Annotated in this window: 18 protein-coding genes and 1 tRNA gene; 7 read left to right on the top strand and 12 right to left on the bottom strand. The window is 36.1% G+C overall.

Annotated elements, in window-relative coordinates; all coding sequences use genetic code 11:
- Nucleotides 1-46 precede the first annotated feature (46 nt).
- The 4 genes from FGL31_RS12360 to bglX are packed head-to-tail and all read left to right on the top strand — an operon-like array spanning nt 47 to nt 5,358.
- Nucleotides 47-1,678: a glucoamylase family protein gene (locus FGL31_RS12360; protein WP_138091861.1), complete on the top strand. Its 1,632-nt coding sequence runs from the start codon at nt 47-49 to the stop codon at nt 1,676-1,678.
- 6 nt (nt 1,679-1,684) lie between these two features.
- Nucleotides 1,685-2,506: a glucoamylase family protein gene (locus tag FGL31_RS27985; protein ID WP_262709115.1), complete on the top strand. Its 822-nt coding sequence runs from the start codon at nt 1,685-1,687 to the stop codon at nt 2,504-2,506.
- Between the two features lie 49 nt (nt 2,507-2,555).
- Entirely contained in the window at nt 2,556-3,056 is a 501-nt protein-coding gene (locus tag FGL31_RS27980) for a glucoamylase family protein (RefSeq protein WP_262709114.1), read from the top strand.
- Nucleotides 3,057-3,075: 19 nt separating this feature from the next.
- Entirely contained in the window at nt 3,076-5,358 is a 2,283-nt protein-coding gene (gene bglX / locus FGL31_RS12350; RefSeq protein ID WP_138091858.1) for a beta-glucosidase BglX, read from the top strand.
- 67 nt (nt 5,359-5,425) lie between these two features.
- Here the strand turns inward: bglX and FGL31_RS12345 are convergent, their stop codons facing one another.
- The 7 genes from FGL31_RS12345 to FGL31_RS12315 form a co-directional block, all read right to left on the bottom strand.
- Nucleotides 5,426-5,863: a hypothetical protein gene (locus tag FGL31_RS12345; protein WP_138091855.1), complete on the bottom strand. Its 438-nt coding sequence runs from the start codon at nt 5,861-5,863 to the stop codon at nt 5,426-5,428.
- Nucleotides 5,841-6,044 carry a hypothetical protein gene (locus tag FGL31_RS12340; protein WP_138091852.1) on the bottom strand — a complete coding sequence of 68 codons (204 nt, stop codon included), beginning with the start codon at nt 6,042-6,044 and terminating at the stop codon, nt 5,841-5,843. Before FGL31_RS12340 ends, FGL31_RS12345 begins: the two co-directional genes overlap by 23 nt.
- Before the next feature lie 79 nt (nt 6,045-6,123).
- Nucleotides 6,124-6,651, bottom strand: coding sequence for a YfiT family bacillithiol transferase (locus FGL31_RS12335; protein ID WP_138091849.1), 528 nt, complete (start codon nt 6,649-6,651; stop codon nt 6,124-6,126).
- A gap of 15 nt (nt 6,652-6,666) precedes the next feature.
- Nucleotides 6,667-7,515 (bottom strand): hypothetical protein, encoded by an 849-nt coding sequence (locus tag FGL31_RS12330; protein ID WP_099371053.1) that lies wholly within the window; start codon nt 7,513-7,515, stop codon nt 6,667-6,669.
- Between the two features lie 232 nt (nt 7,516-7,747).
- Complete coding sequence (locus FGL31_RS12325; RefSeq protein WP_138091846.1) at nt 7,748-8,395, bottom strand: nucleotidyl transferase AbiEii/AbiGii toxin family protein; 648 nt, start codon at nt 8,393-8,395, stop codon at nt 7,748-7,750.
- Between the two features lie 2 nt (nt 8,396-8,397).
- Nucleotides 8,398-8,901: a helix-turn-helix transcriptional regulator gene (locus FGL31_RS12320; RefSeq protein WP_138091844.1), complete on the bottom strand. Its 504-nt coding sequence runs from the start codon at nt 8,899-8,901 to the stop codon at nt 8,398-8,400.
- A gap of 528 nt (nt 8,902-9,429) precedes the next feature.
- Nucleotides 9,430-9,517: transfer RNA gene (locus tag FGL31_RS12315), tRNA-Ser, on the bottom strand.
- A 185-nt stretch (nt 9,518-9,702) separates the two neighbouring features.
- Between FGL31_RS12315 and FGL31_RS12310 the strand changes: the two genes are divergently transcribed.
- The gene (locus FGL31_RS12310) at nt 9,703-10,113 is read left to right on the top strand and encodes a hypothetical protein (RefSeq protein WP_138091841.1); all 411 of its coding nucleotides are present in this window, start codon (nt 9,703-9,705) and stop codon (nt 10,111-10,113) included.
- Between the two features lie 58 nt (nt 10,114-10,171).
- Here FGL31_RS12310 and FGL31_RS12305 read toward each other — a convergent pair whose 3' ends face one another.
- Nucleotides 10,172-11,263 (bottom strand): type I restriction endonuclease, encoded by a 1,092-nt coding sequence (locus FGL31_RS12305; protein WP_138091838.1) that lies wholly within the window; start codon nt 11,261-11,263, stop codon nt 10,172-10,174.
- Nucleotides 11,264-11,442: 179 nt separating this feature from the next.
- Nucleotides 11,443-11,796 carry a hypothetical protein gene (locus FGL31_RS12300; protein WP_138091835.1) on the bottom strand — a complete coding sequence of 118 codons (354 nt, stop codon included), beginning with the start codon at nt 11,794-11,796 and terminating at the stop codon, nt 11,443-11,445.
- Between the two features lie 111 nt (nt 11,797-11,907).
- On the opposite strand from FGL31_RS12300, the gene FGL31_RS12295 reads away from it, so the two are divergent.
- A complete protein-coding gene (locus FGL31_RS12295) occupies nt 11,908-12,246 on the top strand; it encodes an avidin-fold protein (RefSeq protein ID WP_138091832.1) in 339 nt (112 codons plus the stop codon).
- A gap of 36 nt (nt 12,247-12,282) precedes the next feature.
- Entirely contained in the window at nt 12,283-12,885 is a 603-nt protein-coding gene (locus tag FGL31_RS12290) for a hypothetical protein (protein WP_138091829.1), read from the top strand.
- Nucleotides 12,886-13,745: 860 nt separating this feature from the next.
- Here the strand turns inward: FGL31_RS12290 and FGL31_RS12285 are convergent.
- From FGL31_RS12285 to FGL31_RS27970, 3 genes are all read right to left on the bottom strand, one after another.
- Nucleotides 13,746-14,177, bottom strand: coding sequence for a transposase (locus tag FGL31_RS12285; protein ID WP_138091826.1), 432 nt, complete (start codon nt 14,175-14,177; stop codon nt 13,746-13,748).
- 331 nt (nt 14,178-14,508) lie between these two features.
- Nucleotides 14,509-14,877 carry an MFS transporter gene (locus tag FGL31_RS27975; protein WP_262709113.1) on the bottom strand — a complete coding sequence of 123 codons (369 nt, stop codon included), beginning with the start codon at nt 14,875-14,877 and terminating at the stop codon, nt 14,509-14,511.
- Entirely contained in the window at nt 14,862-15,230 is a 369-nt protein-coding gene (locus FGL31_RS27970; RefSeq protein WP_262709112.1) for an MFS transporter, read from the bottom strand. Before FGL31_RS27970 ends, FGL31_RS27975 begins: the two co-directional genes overlap by 16 nt.
- Nucleotides 15,231-15,252: the final 22 nt, after the last annotated feature.

The raw sequence follows: 15,252 nt of genomic DNA, 5'->3' as shown, positions 1-15,252 counted from the left end.
GGGAAGATCTTCTGGTCTTCCCTTTTCAATAAGAAAATTTGAACACATGAAGATCTCTTTCATTTTTATTATAAGTTTACTGTTTTTGGGATGTTCCAAATCCAATGACCCTTCTCCTACTCCTAATGATGGATTTGCTGTAAATTCAGTTGCAATTGGAAATAATACACTTACAGCTAATCCCAAAGGAATAGAGTTGGCACCTGAATTTATAATAACTTTTGATGAAACGATTGCAGATCAAGATCTTGCTAACAACATTCAAATATTGAATGCTGATAAATCTACAATTCCTGCTAAAATAAAATTAATTGATGCTGGAAAGAAAATAACAATCAAGCCTAATGCTAATTTATCTCCCTTATCAAAATATGAGATATTAGTAAAAAACACCTTGAAAAGTACTTCTAATAGTACTTTAAAAATGCAATATAATTTCCCCTTTAACACCGCAATTGACCAATCTGACAAATTCAAGAGGATATCTGAAGATGAGCTTTTAACCCTGGTTCAAAAACAGACATTTGCCTATTTCTGGGATTTTGCTCATCCCACTTCCGGAATGATCCGGGAAAGAAGTACTTCTAATGAAACCGTAACTATTGGAGGAACGGGATTCGGGATAATGGCAATAATTGTTGGTGCAAATCGAAACTTTATCAGCAAAAATGAAGGCTTGGAGCGAACAAAAAAAATAGTCGCCTTTCTGAAATCCGCAGACAAGTATCATGGTGCTTTTTCACATTGGTATAATGGTGGGACTGGTAAAACACAGCCATTCAGTGAAAAGGACAATGGTGCCGACCTAGTGGAAACTTCACTTTTGTTCCAAGGATTAATTGCCGCAAGGGAATATTATCAAGACCCGAATCTAAGTACTGATATCAATAATCTTTTCAATGCCGTCGAATGGAGTTTCTTCCAAAATGGCCAAAAAGCACTTTACTGGCATTGGAGCCCTAGCCATGCGTGGGATATGAATCTTAAAATCCAAGGTTGGAATGAATCATTGATAACTTATGTTCTGGCGGCAGGTGCAGCAAATCATGCTATTGAAAAATCTGTTTATGATGAAGGCTGGGCCAAAAATGGTAGCATAAAAAATGGAAAGAGCTTCTTTAATTATGTTCTACCATTGGGACCTGATAATGGTGGCCCTTTGTTTACCGCGCAATATAGTTTCTTGGGAATAAATCCTACAGGATTAAAAGATGCTTATGCAGATTATGAATTGCAAGTAAAGAACCAGACACTTATCAATAGAGCTTATTGTATATCAAATCCAAAAGGGTACTATGGATATGGCAATAATAATTGGGGACTTACTGCAGGTGATATACCAAATGGATATGGTGCTCAATCCCCGAATAATGACATAGGCGTTATTGCGCCAACTGCTGCATTATCGTCCATGGCTTTTACTCCTAAAGAATCAAAAGAGGCACTGGAATTTTTCTATTATAAATTAGGAGACAAACTTTGGGGGAAATATGGATTCAAAGATGGCTTTTCCTTACATGAGCCATGGTTTGCAGAAAGCTATATTGCAATTGATCAAGGACCAATAATTATTGCCATTGAAAATCATAGAAGCCAATTGATTTGGAATCTGCTAATGAAAAGCCCAGAAATTAAAAATGGATTAAAAAAACTCGGCTTTACTTCACCCCATATATAATATAAAATGAAAATACGTACACTAACTATCGGTTTATTATTAAGCGTGGCAGGTCTTCAAGCCTGTCAGAACACCCAAAAAACAGAAAACAAGAAAGACAGCATCTCAGCTGACAGCATATCACTTTCCAATGACTCCCTGATGAATAAAATTCAGCAACAAACCTTCCAATATTTTTGGGAAGGCGCAGAACCAACATCGGGACTTGCTAGGGAAAGAATCCATATTGACGGAGAATACCCACAAAATGACCAAAATGTCGTGACTACAGGTGGTAGCGGATTCGGAATCATGGGATTGGTAGTCGGCATGGAGAGAGGCTATATTACTAAGAAAGAAGGTGAGGAGAGACTGAACCATATCATGGATTACTTAGCTAAAATACCTCGATTTAAAGGTGCTTGGTCACACTGGTATTTTGGAGATACTGGAAAGGTCAAAGCATTCAGCGACAAGGACAATGGCGGTGATTTAGTAGAAACAGCATTCCTTACTCAATCTTTAATTGTTGTAAGAGAATATTTTAAAAATGGTTCAGAAACCCAGAAAGAAGTTGCCAAAAAAGCAGATGAATTGTGGAAAGGAATTGATTGGAATCATTACACCAATGGAAAGAACGTATTACTTTGGCATTGGAGTCCAACCCATGATTTTGGTATGAACCACCCTATTCAAGGGTATGATGAATGTTTGATTACCTATGTTTTAGCAGCATCTTCACCTACTCACCCTATTGATACAGCAGTATACAATCAAGGATGGGCAAGAAATGGTAAGATAAAATCAGATCTAAAAAAATTCGAAATCCCAATCGGGATCAAAGCATAATGCCAAAGAAGGCCAAGTTGGTCCATTATTTTGGGCTCATTATTCCTTCTTGGGATTAAATCCAATAGGATTAAAAGATCAATATGTTGATTATGGTCAAGTAGTTGAAAATCATGCGAGGATTAATATTGCCTATGCAGAGGATAACCCAAGAAAATTTAAAGGCTATGGAGCTGATAAAGCTTGGGGGCTTACTGCTTCATATTCCATCACGGGTTATGATGCACATCACCCCGACAATGACAAATCTGTAATTAGCCCAACAGCTGCATTATCATCCATCCCTTATACACCAAAGGAAAGCCTTTCATTTGCAAGGTATCTATTTAATCATTTGGGAGACAAAGTATGGGGAAAATATGGATTTTATGATGCTTTCAGTGAAACAGAAAATTGGTATCCTCAGCGTTATTTGGCAATAGACCAAGGTCCTATTGTTGTCATGATGGAAAACTACAGGTCAGGGTTGATTTGGAACCTTTTTATGCAAGCTCCAGAAATTCAAGATGGTCTCAAAAAATTAGGATTTCAAAGCCCCAATTTGAAATAAGAGTTAAAATTGATCATAAATGAAATTATTAAAAAATATACTCTGCATAGCAGCAGTAATAAGCAGTAATTTAGGTCATGCTCAAGAAAATCAGAAGATGAATCAATTCATCAATGACTTAATGAGTAAAATGACTGTAGAAGAAAAAATTGGTCAGTTGAATCTGGTCACTGCGGGTGAAGCTACCACAGGATCAGTTGTGTCAACAGATGTTGAGTCAAAAATAAAAGCTGGAAATATCGGTGGGATATTCAGTATGACCACGCCTTCCAAAATCAGAAAAGCTCAAGAATTAGCAGTTAATAATTCAAGGTTAAAGATTCCGATTATATTTGGAATGGACGTTATCCATGGATATAAAACTATTTTTCCGATTCCATTAGGACTGGCTGCTACCTGGGATATGCCATTGATCCAGAAAACAGCAAGAGTAGCTGCAATTGAAGCATCTGCGGATGGACTGAACTGGACCTTCTCTCCTATGGTTGACATCTCCAGAGATGCAAGGTGGGGAAGAATATCTGAAGGTTCGGGAGAAGACACTTACCTCAGCGCCAGAATTGCTCGAGAAATGGTTATTGGTTATCAAGGCGATGATTTAAGCAAGAACAACACCTTAATGGCTTGCGTAAAACATTTTGCCTTATATGGTGCTGCAGAAGCAGGTAGGGATTATCATACCACGGATATGAGCCTACATAGAATGTACAATGAATATCTTCCACCTTATAAAGCAGCTTTAGATGCAGGTGCATTGTCCATAATGACTTCTTTCAATGATATTAATGGCATCCCTGCCACGGCAAATCATTGGCTTCTGACAGATCTTTTAAGGGATGATTGGAAATTTAATGGTTTAGTTGTAACAGATTATACTGCTGTCAATGAATTGATTGATCATGGCCTAGGTGACCTTCAGAAAGTATCTGAACTCTCCTTAAAAGCGGGTGTCGATATGGACATGGTTGGTGAAGGCTTTCTGACGACATTAAAAAAATCCTTGGATGAAGGAAAAGTAACTCTAGAAGAAATAGACAGAGCATGTAGGTATGTTCTTGAAGCTAAATACAGACTTGGTTTATTTGACGATCCATTTAAATATTGCAGTGACGAACGCGCCAAAAATGAGATATTAACTCCAGAACACTTAAAACTAGCAAGAGAAGCTGCTGGTAAATCATTTGTTCTCTTAAAAAATGATAATCAAACTTTACCTTTAAAAGAACAGGGAACAGTAGCTGTTATTGGTCCATTGGCAAATACTGGAGCCAATATGCCGGGAACATGGAGTGTAAGTGCTGAGTTGGCAAACACCATGTCTTTGGTGGATGGCATGAAATCAGCTTTGGGAAATAAGGTGAAAATTGTTACTCACCTTGGTTCTAACTTGACAGATGATGCTGCATTACAAGAGCGTTCAACTATGTTTGGTCGCACTATCCCTAGAGATGACCGAGACCCTCAGCAGATTATTGATGAAGCTATTAATACAGCGAAAGATGCTGATGTGATCATTGCTGCTTTAGGTGAAAGTTCGGAAATGAGTGGTGAAAGTTCTAGCCGCACCGATTTGAATATTCCAGAAAGTCAAAAACGACTTTTACAAGCACTTTTGAAAACAGGAAAACCTGTTGTATTAGTACTTTTTGCCGGAAGGCCACTTACCCTAACTTGGGAAAATGAAAACGTCCCAGCAATTCTGAATGTATGGTTTGGAGGAACCGAAACTGGTAAAGCTGTAGCTGATGTATTATTTGGGGATGTAAATCCTTCTGGAAAATTACCGGCAACATTTCCGCAAAATGTAGGTCAATTGCCAATTTATTACAGTCAGAAAAATACAGGTAGGCCATTAGGGAAAGATGCTTGGTTCCAAAAGTTCAGATCAAATTATCTCGATGTGAACAATGAACCCCTCTATCCTTTCGGGTATGGTCTAAGTTATACAAACTTTACCTATTCGAATTTGAAACTAGATAAGAATAGCATAACAAAAGCCGATAGCCTGAAAATATCCGTGAACGTAAGGAATAATGGAAATTATGATGGCGAGGAAGTTGTCCAGCTTTATCTTCAAGATCTGGTTGGTTCTCAAACCAGACCAATTAAAGAACTCAAAGGATTTCAGAAAGTGTTTATTGAAAAAGGTAAATCTAAAGATATAGTTTTTACTATAACTGAAGAAGATTTAAAATTTTATAATCAGCAATTGGAATTTATTTCTGAACCTGGAAAATTCAAAGTATTTATTGGAACAAACTCTAGAGATGTTCAGGAGGCAGAATTTGATTTAATAGATTAACAAACTTGCATAATATATAGTACCTATGAAAAAAGAAGGGCTGCATTTTTTTGCAGCCCTTTGATTATTATATAGTTTCAACAAAATAATCTACTTCAATAAATTTTTCAAACTCGCTGTCATCTTCCTGTGCCAACTGAAATTGTTTGACAACGCCTGCAATTTTCATTTTAGTTTCAGGTAATAAGCCAGCATCTTTATCATGTGCTACCAAAACCCTGTTTCCAGAGGCTTCATCTATAATTTCGTACACAATATAAGTTTCGCTGATTGGAATTAGGGTAAAAACATCTATAACAGGAATTGAAATATATCCTGAAACAACTCCTTCCCCTTCAATTTTTCTCGGAGTTCCAGTGATAATTACTCCCGTACCGGGATTTAATGCTTCGACAGCTTGAACAGATTCCACAAATTCTGGATTATATTTGGTAAAGTTTTCTGATAGTCTGTCATCAAATCTACCTTCTATTTCCTGCTGCTCACGTTCGGTCAATGCGGACATTGCCAATTTTAAAAATAGAACAGCTTTTTTGTTTTGGAAGCCTCACTCCTGCCACTTTGGAAACCTCAGACTGAGAAATCAAATCATCATCCGCTTTTGTGAAAATATTGTAATACTCCGCACCATTATCCAATGAGTCAATCGCTTGACTCGCACTTTTAAATAGAGATATCTGTTCCATTAATTTGTTTATTTTGATTATTTAAATTTAATTATTTTTAGCCGCTAACACAAGTGGCTGGCGGAGTCAGCAAACCCGACTAGACCTTCTTTGCATTAATCACATGCGCTAGGTGATGGTTACAATGCCAAGCATAAATACCTATGGCAGTTTCTATATCTAATCTTTTATTCGATTCTGGATTGATAAATTCCCTTTTAAGTTCCTCTTCCTTTAAATTAGAAAGTAAAAAAGCCCATCGCGCATGCAACCCCTCTAGAATCTTGATCGAACTTTCAATTGGCATCTCACTATCTGCCAGGTTAGACCATAGATCTTCCTTATATGGCTTAATTATAGGAGTCTCTTCGGTCAAGGCTAATTTAAATCGAATAAAACTGTTCATGTGACTATCGGCGCAATGATGGATCAATTGCCGAATCGTCCAACCTTCAGGTCTATAAGTTAACTCAAGATCTTTCACCGATAGTTTATTGACCTCATTTTTTAAATACTCCGGAAATTTAGCAATGGTATTTATCCATGACTTAATAATTTCATCTGTAATTATCTCAGGTTTTGAGAATTTCCCAATTGGATACCTCAGTTTTTCTAGTTGATCTTTCATAAAAATCTTTTCTCTTTATTTAGGTTTATGCCAATTTTCATCAAAATATTGAATATAGGCCATAAATTGTGAGTCAGGTTCTGCATTCTCGACCACAATCTTGCGCCAAGCATCAAAATTGACCTTATCCTTAGTATGAAAATAACTTTGGGCCATATTGATAGCAACCTCAGCGATATGATCCTTGTCAGCTGTCAGACTGATGGCTTTTCTATATGCTTTTTCTGCTTCAGGAAGGTTGTTGAGATGTTTTAAGGAAAATCCCAATTCCCGATAATACCAAAAATTTATAGGATCATTTTCAATCGCTTTATTCAACACGATTACCGCTTTATAAAAACTGCCAATTGCATTATAAGCATATCCTAATTCAAATTCCAGCCCAGGATAATGGGGATCTTCAATATAAGCCTGTTGCAAAATCTTCAATGCTTTTTCACTCGCCCCAGCACCATTCATTAAGGAAGCCCTGCGAATCCTGTTCTCTATAAAATCACTGTTTTCCAACTTATAGTTCTTGAGCCATTCAGGTTGTGGGTCTAGCTTAAATTCTTTGACCTTCTCGTCAGGAAGGATTGCTACTGGAAATGTATTAATGTCCAGCCTATTTTTAATCGTAGTAGTATCCAACCTTGGAAGCCTTTCGAATTTATTATTTTTAAATTCTAGTTCACCAGCATAATCAAAGGTATAACCAAACTGTGGGTCAAAATATATAAATCCCAAAGCATAGGTGTTCTGTTTATCTTTTTTGTCAAATACAACCCACTTGTCCTCAGCATCGTAAAATTTTGTATCAAAAGACAATTTTTGTGCAAAGGCAATATTGATAATGGATATAAATAGAATAAGGTATTTCTTCATGCTCGATCACTTTATGCTAAATTCGACAATAAATCAGGAATAAATAAATGGAAAAGGATTTTTAATGCTTTTTAACAAAACTAAAAGGTGGGGTAAAGAGTTGTGTAACTACTATTGACATAACTTCAATCTCTTTTCAATCTCCGCAACTAAAGGTTTGTTATTTTGATAAATAAAATTAGTTGCCACAAGTTCTTCAAGCTTTGAAGCTACTTGCTTTGCGGAATATGGATTAGGGTTTATATGCTTTTACCGCATCAACAATATCCTCCTTAATAAACTCCCAATATTTCCCTCTTAAACAGATTGGGTCGAAATCATCATTTGCAAGCTCAAAATTGATGAGGTTGTTCAGTATTAGTTCTTGATCATGTGTATATGGATAACGGTCTAGGTGCAGAGAAAGCATAGTAGAAATATTGTAATGGGAAAGCAATTCATGCAAATCCCAAAAATCTTTCTTGCGACCTATGCGTTGTACCACATCTATTTTCATAGCAATGATTTCTTCGGTAGTAGCCATTCTAATTTCATCCACAATCAAAGGAGGTTGTATAAAAGTGTCCGTATAAAACACATCTAATTTTATCACATTGTCCTTATCTCTACCCACCCTATAAGATTTACCCATTGCCGGATCTAGATTTGAAAAATGGTGGTGGTAGGGAAATGTTTTCTCTATGAATTCATCAATAGCTTTAAAATCAATAGAACCATAAGGGGCATCACTAAACAAATCTATATCTACAGACAAACGATGTCCTAATTGAAGACTTAATGCTGTACCGCCAACCAAACGAAAAGACTCAAACAAAGAAGACTCCATTAGAATAATCAATGTATTTTTTAAAAGATTATTGACTGTATTATAATACATCATGATTAGTCTTTAGTTTTATTAAATCTGTAAATAGTATATGGATTTCTGATATTGGACTCATGCAAAGCTTGGCTAACTTTTTCAGTACCATAAAAGCGAATTATTTCGTTTTTATCATTCTCATTTCCTCGCTCAAAAACACGTTGAATAACAGCCTTGTATTGTCGTTCCCAATCTATGTGTTGAATGTCTGTATCCCAGAATAAAGCTTTACTCAGGATATTTAGATCAGGAGAGCTTTTGATTTCTTTTTCTTTGATTTTTTGGATATCATAATATGCCTGTAATATTACCAAAGTACCTTCTTCCAACCCAAGTTGTCGCTCAATTTTCAATGCCAATGCAGTGCTAATTCCTCTTTTCCCTTTGGTAATGGCATTAAACGTTTGAGGATGTTCTCCTAAAGACAAAGCAAAAGGACGTTGCTTGATAGAACGTTTTTTTAACTCTCTATCAAGAACAATCCCCGGATGTATTCCTTTATATTTTTCAAACTGCTTAATCATAGTTTAAATATAAGCAATTTTGCTTATATATTTATTCAGTGATATTTTAATTTAAATGGGCAGTGGAAGCTTAAAATGGGTTTGAAGAGAAGAATGAAAGAATGAAATCAAGGGGGAAATTCAAAACGGACAGAGGCTAAATACTAAATATTTTATCCTAAATACTACATGAAATCAAAGCCGATCGCTCCGCTCTCTGTTTTGTTGTTTCTGGATGTAAAGGATAGAAATATCTAGATGAGATGGACAATGGGAATAAAAGGATGAAATCAGGGGACAAATGAAACACAGACAAAGTCTAAATACTAAACTCCCAATACCTTATACTAAATGAAGATCTACGGGATTGGTTCAGCCGCTCCATCCCCGCACTCCTACCCTGAACCATCCCTTTTTGGGGTTGGCTTCAAACAAATCAAAGCCGTTCGCTCCGCTCTCTGTTTTGTTGTTTCTGGATGTTTTGCTCAAACAAGTTTGGCAAAACCCCAGAAACAACAAAACCCGACTGACGTCGGGCTTTGATTTGTTTGGCGGAGAGTGAGGGATTCGAACCCCCGAACCTGTGACAGTTAACGGTTTTCAAGACCGCCGCATTCGACCACTCTGCCAACTCTCCGCGACAAAAGTAGAAATTTTTAAACTCCTTCCAAAACCTTATTTTTATTAGCCTGAAAATGAGTATGATTATTTTTTTATAGGGTGTTTTTTTTATTATAAATGGTTAAATAAGCAGATATATTAAAACTTTTCGTATTAAATATTCTTTAATCCTTATAAATCTAATACCTCAAATTTAGTCACATGAACATTGAAGATAAAATCCTTGAGTCAGCACTTAAACATGGAAAAGTTATAATTACTGATGAAATGGTAGAGTATTACAAAAATAACCCCAATGACCTCGACGCAATCATAAACCAATCATATTTCCAAACCAAGTTCCTGCAATATTTCTTCGTATTAGGATTGGTATTAACAATTGGTGTTCGACTTATGCGTTACTTATTCCAAGACAATGAATTGGGCGATTTTGTTGACCGGATCATATTAGATGTTTTGTCCGAAATTGGAATAGCTGTATTTGGAGGAGCATTAACAGCTTATTTCCTGGAATTCCTGAGAAAAAAACATTTTCAAGAAAGTGTTTTATTTAGAAAAGAAATGAAAAAACGAATCGAAGAATCTAAAATTAAAGACCGGAACAAGTCTTAATTAGAATATTATCAAAAAGTTAATTAGGGTAGATCAAATAGATTTACCCTAATAATTTTTACTTTTCATAATTATTAATTGTGGCTAACAACTCTGTTTTATAATTATATATATCATCCACTGTTTCTATTTGTTTTTTATCACCATTATCTTTTCCATTATTAAACAATTCAATATATCTAATGGTAGATGAATTAAAATGTAGCCTACAAATTGGTTTTCGATTATTGTTGTCTAATAAAATGCCAAAATATGATTGAGTATCTCGGAATGCAATTCTAGATGCAGGTAGGATTTCTCGCAGAATTGCTTTTACAATTTGAAATCCTTCCATTTCTTCCTCTGTTGTATTTATTTTATCTTGTTTTTCATTGACGCCAGAGTTTCCATCTATTTGTTCTAAATTATCAGAATCTTTTGATGGAATTGTATCATTTATACTTAATGCATTTTTTAGACGAGAATTAATGCTTTCATTTATATAAGTAGCAATTGCTCGCTTTGTATAATCTTTAAAGACCGCTAATCTAGATGCTATAATAGGCTTATCAAAAAATTTTGAGACTAACATTTTAACAAATTCATCAGATGGTTCTGCTAGTTCCCTTTCAAATTCAGTTTTAATTGCTTTGATATATTTTAATCCTTCTGCTGAATCCAAAATACTTTCGAGATTATATCCATTTTTAGTAAATTTCTCTAGAATCTTTAAATTTGATTCTTTTAAATTGTTGAGATCCAATGTAAAGAATGGTTTTTCGTCCATTATATTTGGCTTCTCTAAATCTGCATAGAAATTATAAATATGTCCATTCGTTAGAACTCCAAATCTAGCTTTAGACACGTGATAATATCGGTGCAACTGTGAATTGTGTGCATCTGCCTTTTCTCTCCAATGTTTACATTCTATGATTAAAATTGGTTCGTCGTCCTTTTTAATAACATAGTCAACTTTCTCTCCTTTTTTGGTTCCGATATCGCAAATGAACTCAGGAATAACTTCTGTTGGATTAAAAATATCATAGCCTAAGATTTGAATAAAAGGCATTACAAAAGCATTTTTCGTTGCTTCTTCAGTCCCAATTTGTTCTTTTAATGCATCAACTCTTTGATGAAGTTGCTCTAATTTCAATTTTAAGTCTTGTTCCATAGTTATATTGACTTGTAAGTGTGATTCTTATAATGCAAAGAAAAAACTTAAATTGATTCGGAAATTACGGGAAACCGTAGATAAGAGACTAAATATTCCAATATATAAAAGGGCAAACTCTCGTCTGCCCTATAATTCTGTTAATTCTCTAATTCTGTTCCATTCTGGTCCATTCTGGTCTATTTTTTAGTTAACTCAAACCACTTGCCAGGATCAATTTCAAACTTCAGGGTATTTCCAATTATCTCAAAATCCATTTCTATTTCACCCGATTCGTTGATTACGCCTTTATTGGTTTCTACATTGAAGTTGTAAGTACCGTCCCAGTTATTAGGTTCATAAAAACCTTTCATTTTTCCACCTTCAAGAAATTCAAACCTAACTTTAGTGTTTTCAGCACCGCCAACAATACCGCTTCCCTCCCATTTCGTGCCTACAATATTGATTTCTTCTTTATCGCCTTCAAATTCGTCTTTCCCACAAGATGTAAAGGATAACGTAAATAACACAAGTACATAAATTAAATTTTTCATAGAATATATTAATGTTTATATAATTTGATTTATTTTAATTCAATATTGATGCCAAATAGGTAGTTGGCATTAGAATGATTAACTTGCTATTAAATATCTGATTATATGTTAATGGTCAACTATCACAATAGAATTTTTAGGACAGTGAGCAATTCTGAAAATGGTGAAACAAGTTCTGAAACTGAATTTCATTACAAACAGATTGGTAATATAGTTTTTGCTGAATATTTTGGTGGTTCGATTAAATATGGTCACCTCTTAGGCTTGGTCAGTGAGTATGGTACTATTGATATGAAATATCATCAGGTTAATATAAAAGGCGAAATAATGACTGGAACCTGTGAATCTATACCTGAAATATTGGATAATGGAAAAATAAGATTGCATGAATCCTGGCAATGGACTTCCGGAGATCTATCCAAAGGAAAATCTATTGTGGATGAACAGTAGCATTAAAATAATTTACCTGAATTAAGAAAAACATATATGAGTAACCTTGGATTACCAAATAAAGAACTACGAAAAATCATTGAGGATTTTAGAAATACCCAAGATACATCGCTTTTGGATAGTTTTAAGACAGAAATAAAACCCACTCCAGATGGAAAATGGAGTTATGATGTCAATGCTTGGAATCGTGCATTGTTGATTCTAGAACTCTTCAATGAAAGCTCATTTAACGACAAACCACTGATCAAATGGCTGTTGGATGAAGAAATCAAAACACAGGAATACGAATTATCCTACTACGCATTAGATGTCAATGCGTTCTTGCTTTATAAATACATGGATTTTGAGGATGTCTATCAACTTTTTGATGCCAAATTTAGTTATGGTAATATTTATCATCTCGATGTTGAGCTGATTTTTGGTCATGATAAGGAGGAAATGAAAGATTTTTTGAAATCTGACGAGCAAAACCAACTTGCTCCAATGGTGCTAGATACGATATTGAGTTATGAAAATAATCCTGACGCTAAATTTAAATCAAGGGATGAGTACATCTCTTATTATCAGAACCGAAAGATCAAACATATTATGAATGATCTTGAGGCAAGTGAAAAATATATGAGGACTGGGAAGAATTAACGCCGTGGTCGGTGTCCCCACCGACCACCTTACTGTATAATTAAACATGAGTAAGGGTTACTGGTTGGTGGAGACACCAACCAGGGCGGGGTGCTAAAGACACCCACCAAGGCTTGATGCCGTGGTCGGTGTCCCCACCGACCACCTTATTGCATAATTAAACTTGAGCAAGGGTTACTGGTTGGTGGAGACATCAACCAGGGCGGGGTGCTAAAGATACCAACCAGGACACGGTAGCCGTGGTCGGTGTCCCCACCGACCACCTTATTGCATAATTAAACTTGAGCAAGGGTTACTGGTTGGTGGAGACATCAACCAGGGCGGGGTGCTGAAGATACCAACCAGGACACGGTAGCCGTGGTCGGTGTCCCCACCGACCACCTTATTGCATAACTAAACATGAGCAAGGGTTACTGGTTGGTGGAGACATCAACCAGGGCGGGATGCTGAAGATACCAACCAGGACACGGTAGCCGTGGTCGGTGTCCCCACCGACCACCTTATTGCATAACTAAACATGTGCAAGGGTTACTGGTTGGTGGAGACACCAACCAGGGCGGGGTGCTGAAGATACCAACCAGGACACGTTAGCCGTGGTCGGTGTCCTCACCGACCACCTTATTGTATAATTAAATATGAGCAAGGGTTACTGGTTGGTGGAGACATCAACCAGGGCGGGGTGCTGAAGATACCAACTAGGACACGATGCCGTGGTCGGTGTCCCCACCGACCACCTTATTGTATAATTAAATATGAGCAAGGGTTACTGGTTGGTGGAGACATCAACCAGGGCGGGGTGCTGAAGATACCAACCAAGACACGTTAGCCGTGGTCGGTGTCCCCACCGACCACCAAAAAAACTAAATGACTTCACGAATATCTGTAACCAAAATAAGCGAATCTTCAATTTTTCCAGTACTATAAAATTTTGCTGATGAATAAGTATAATCTTCTGGTACTTGACTTAACATCCATTTCTCCTGGCATGGATTTTTGTGTATATAATTTAACTTTTCAAAAGCTATTTTTTCAGTAAAAATTTTAACTGCCAAGGGATCTCTTTGCCAAAAATTAAATTTCCGATCTGAAGTATTGTTGTAATAATTCTCCAATTCAACCATATCAAATTGGACCATATATTTTTTAAAACTATGTGATGTATATTTCAGGAAAGAATGATGAGGCTTTTCTTTTCCATTGAGTTTGATTGCCTTCCAAATAAGATGGACATGATTTGGCATAATGACATACCCATAAACCTCAATATTTCCATTTCTTATTAAATAATTCAAAGAATCTATGATAATTTGTTTGATGGAATTATCTTTTAGTAATTGATTCCAATTATTGATCGTAACAGTTCAGAAATATATTGATCCTAATTCTATGTTGCTATTTCTAATTGTCATTGGAGTTTTTGTTTAATATGGACAAATTAAAATTTATAAGATTAGTAAAGGGTTAATAAAATGATAAATTACTGGTTGGTGAGGACACCAACCAGGGCGGAAGGGTTACTGGTTGGTGGAGACCACCAACCAGGGCGAAAGGTTTACTGGTTGGTGGAGACACTAATCAGGGCGAAAGGTTTTCTGGTTGATGAGGACACCAACCAGGGCGGATTTACTTCAATTCCTCTTGTATTTGTTCCAATGATTTTCCTTTTGTTTCTGGCATCGACATGATAAAGAAGAACGACACGACAACCATAATCGCATAGAACAAGAAGATATAAAATCCGCCACCGGCGATATTCTCTACGATTATTGGGAACACCCATGACACCAAGGCTGCCATGACCCAATGGGTAGTACTGCCCAAGGATGTACCTTGTGCTCGTACAGCATTTGGAAATATCTCTGAAATAAATACCCAGATAACGGCTCCTTGCGACAATGCAAAACATGCTATAAAACCAATGATATAATACAATAGGAAATCCGAAGCTCCTGATTTAAGGCCAAATGCTGCTAAGATCAAGAATATGAACATTCCGACCGCTCCCGCTCCAACAATAGCTTCTTACGCCCATATTTATCGATAATACTCATTCCTATTAATGTAAACAATAGATTAGTACCTCCTATAAATATGGGTTGCAGAAATGCCAGTTCACGGCTAAAACCTGCCATTTCAAATATCCTTGGTGCATAGTAAAGAATAGCATTGATCCCTGTCAACTGATTAAAAACAGCCAGTAAAACAGCATAAATAATCGGTTTTCGATATTTTGACTGGAATAATGGTTCTTCTTTTTGATCTTGTGATTCCAATGAGTTTAATTCAGTGGTTGATTGTCCTAAGCTTTCAAAAACTACTTTGGCTTCTTCTTTTTTACCGGTCAACCATAACCAACGTGGGGAAAAA

The sequence above is a fragment of the Sphingobacterium daejeonense genome, assembly GCF_901472535.1.
GTDB lineage: Bacteria > Bacteroidota > Bacteroidia > Sphingobacteriales > Sphingobacteriaceae > Sphingobacterium > Sphingobacterium daejeonense.
This window is presented reverse-complemented; position numbering and strand designations above follow the sequence as displayed.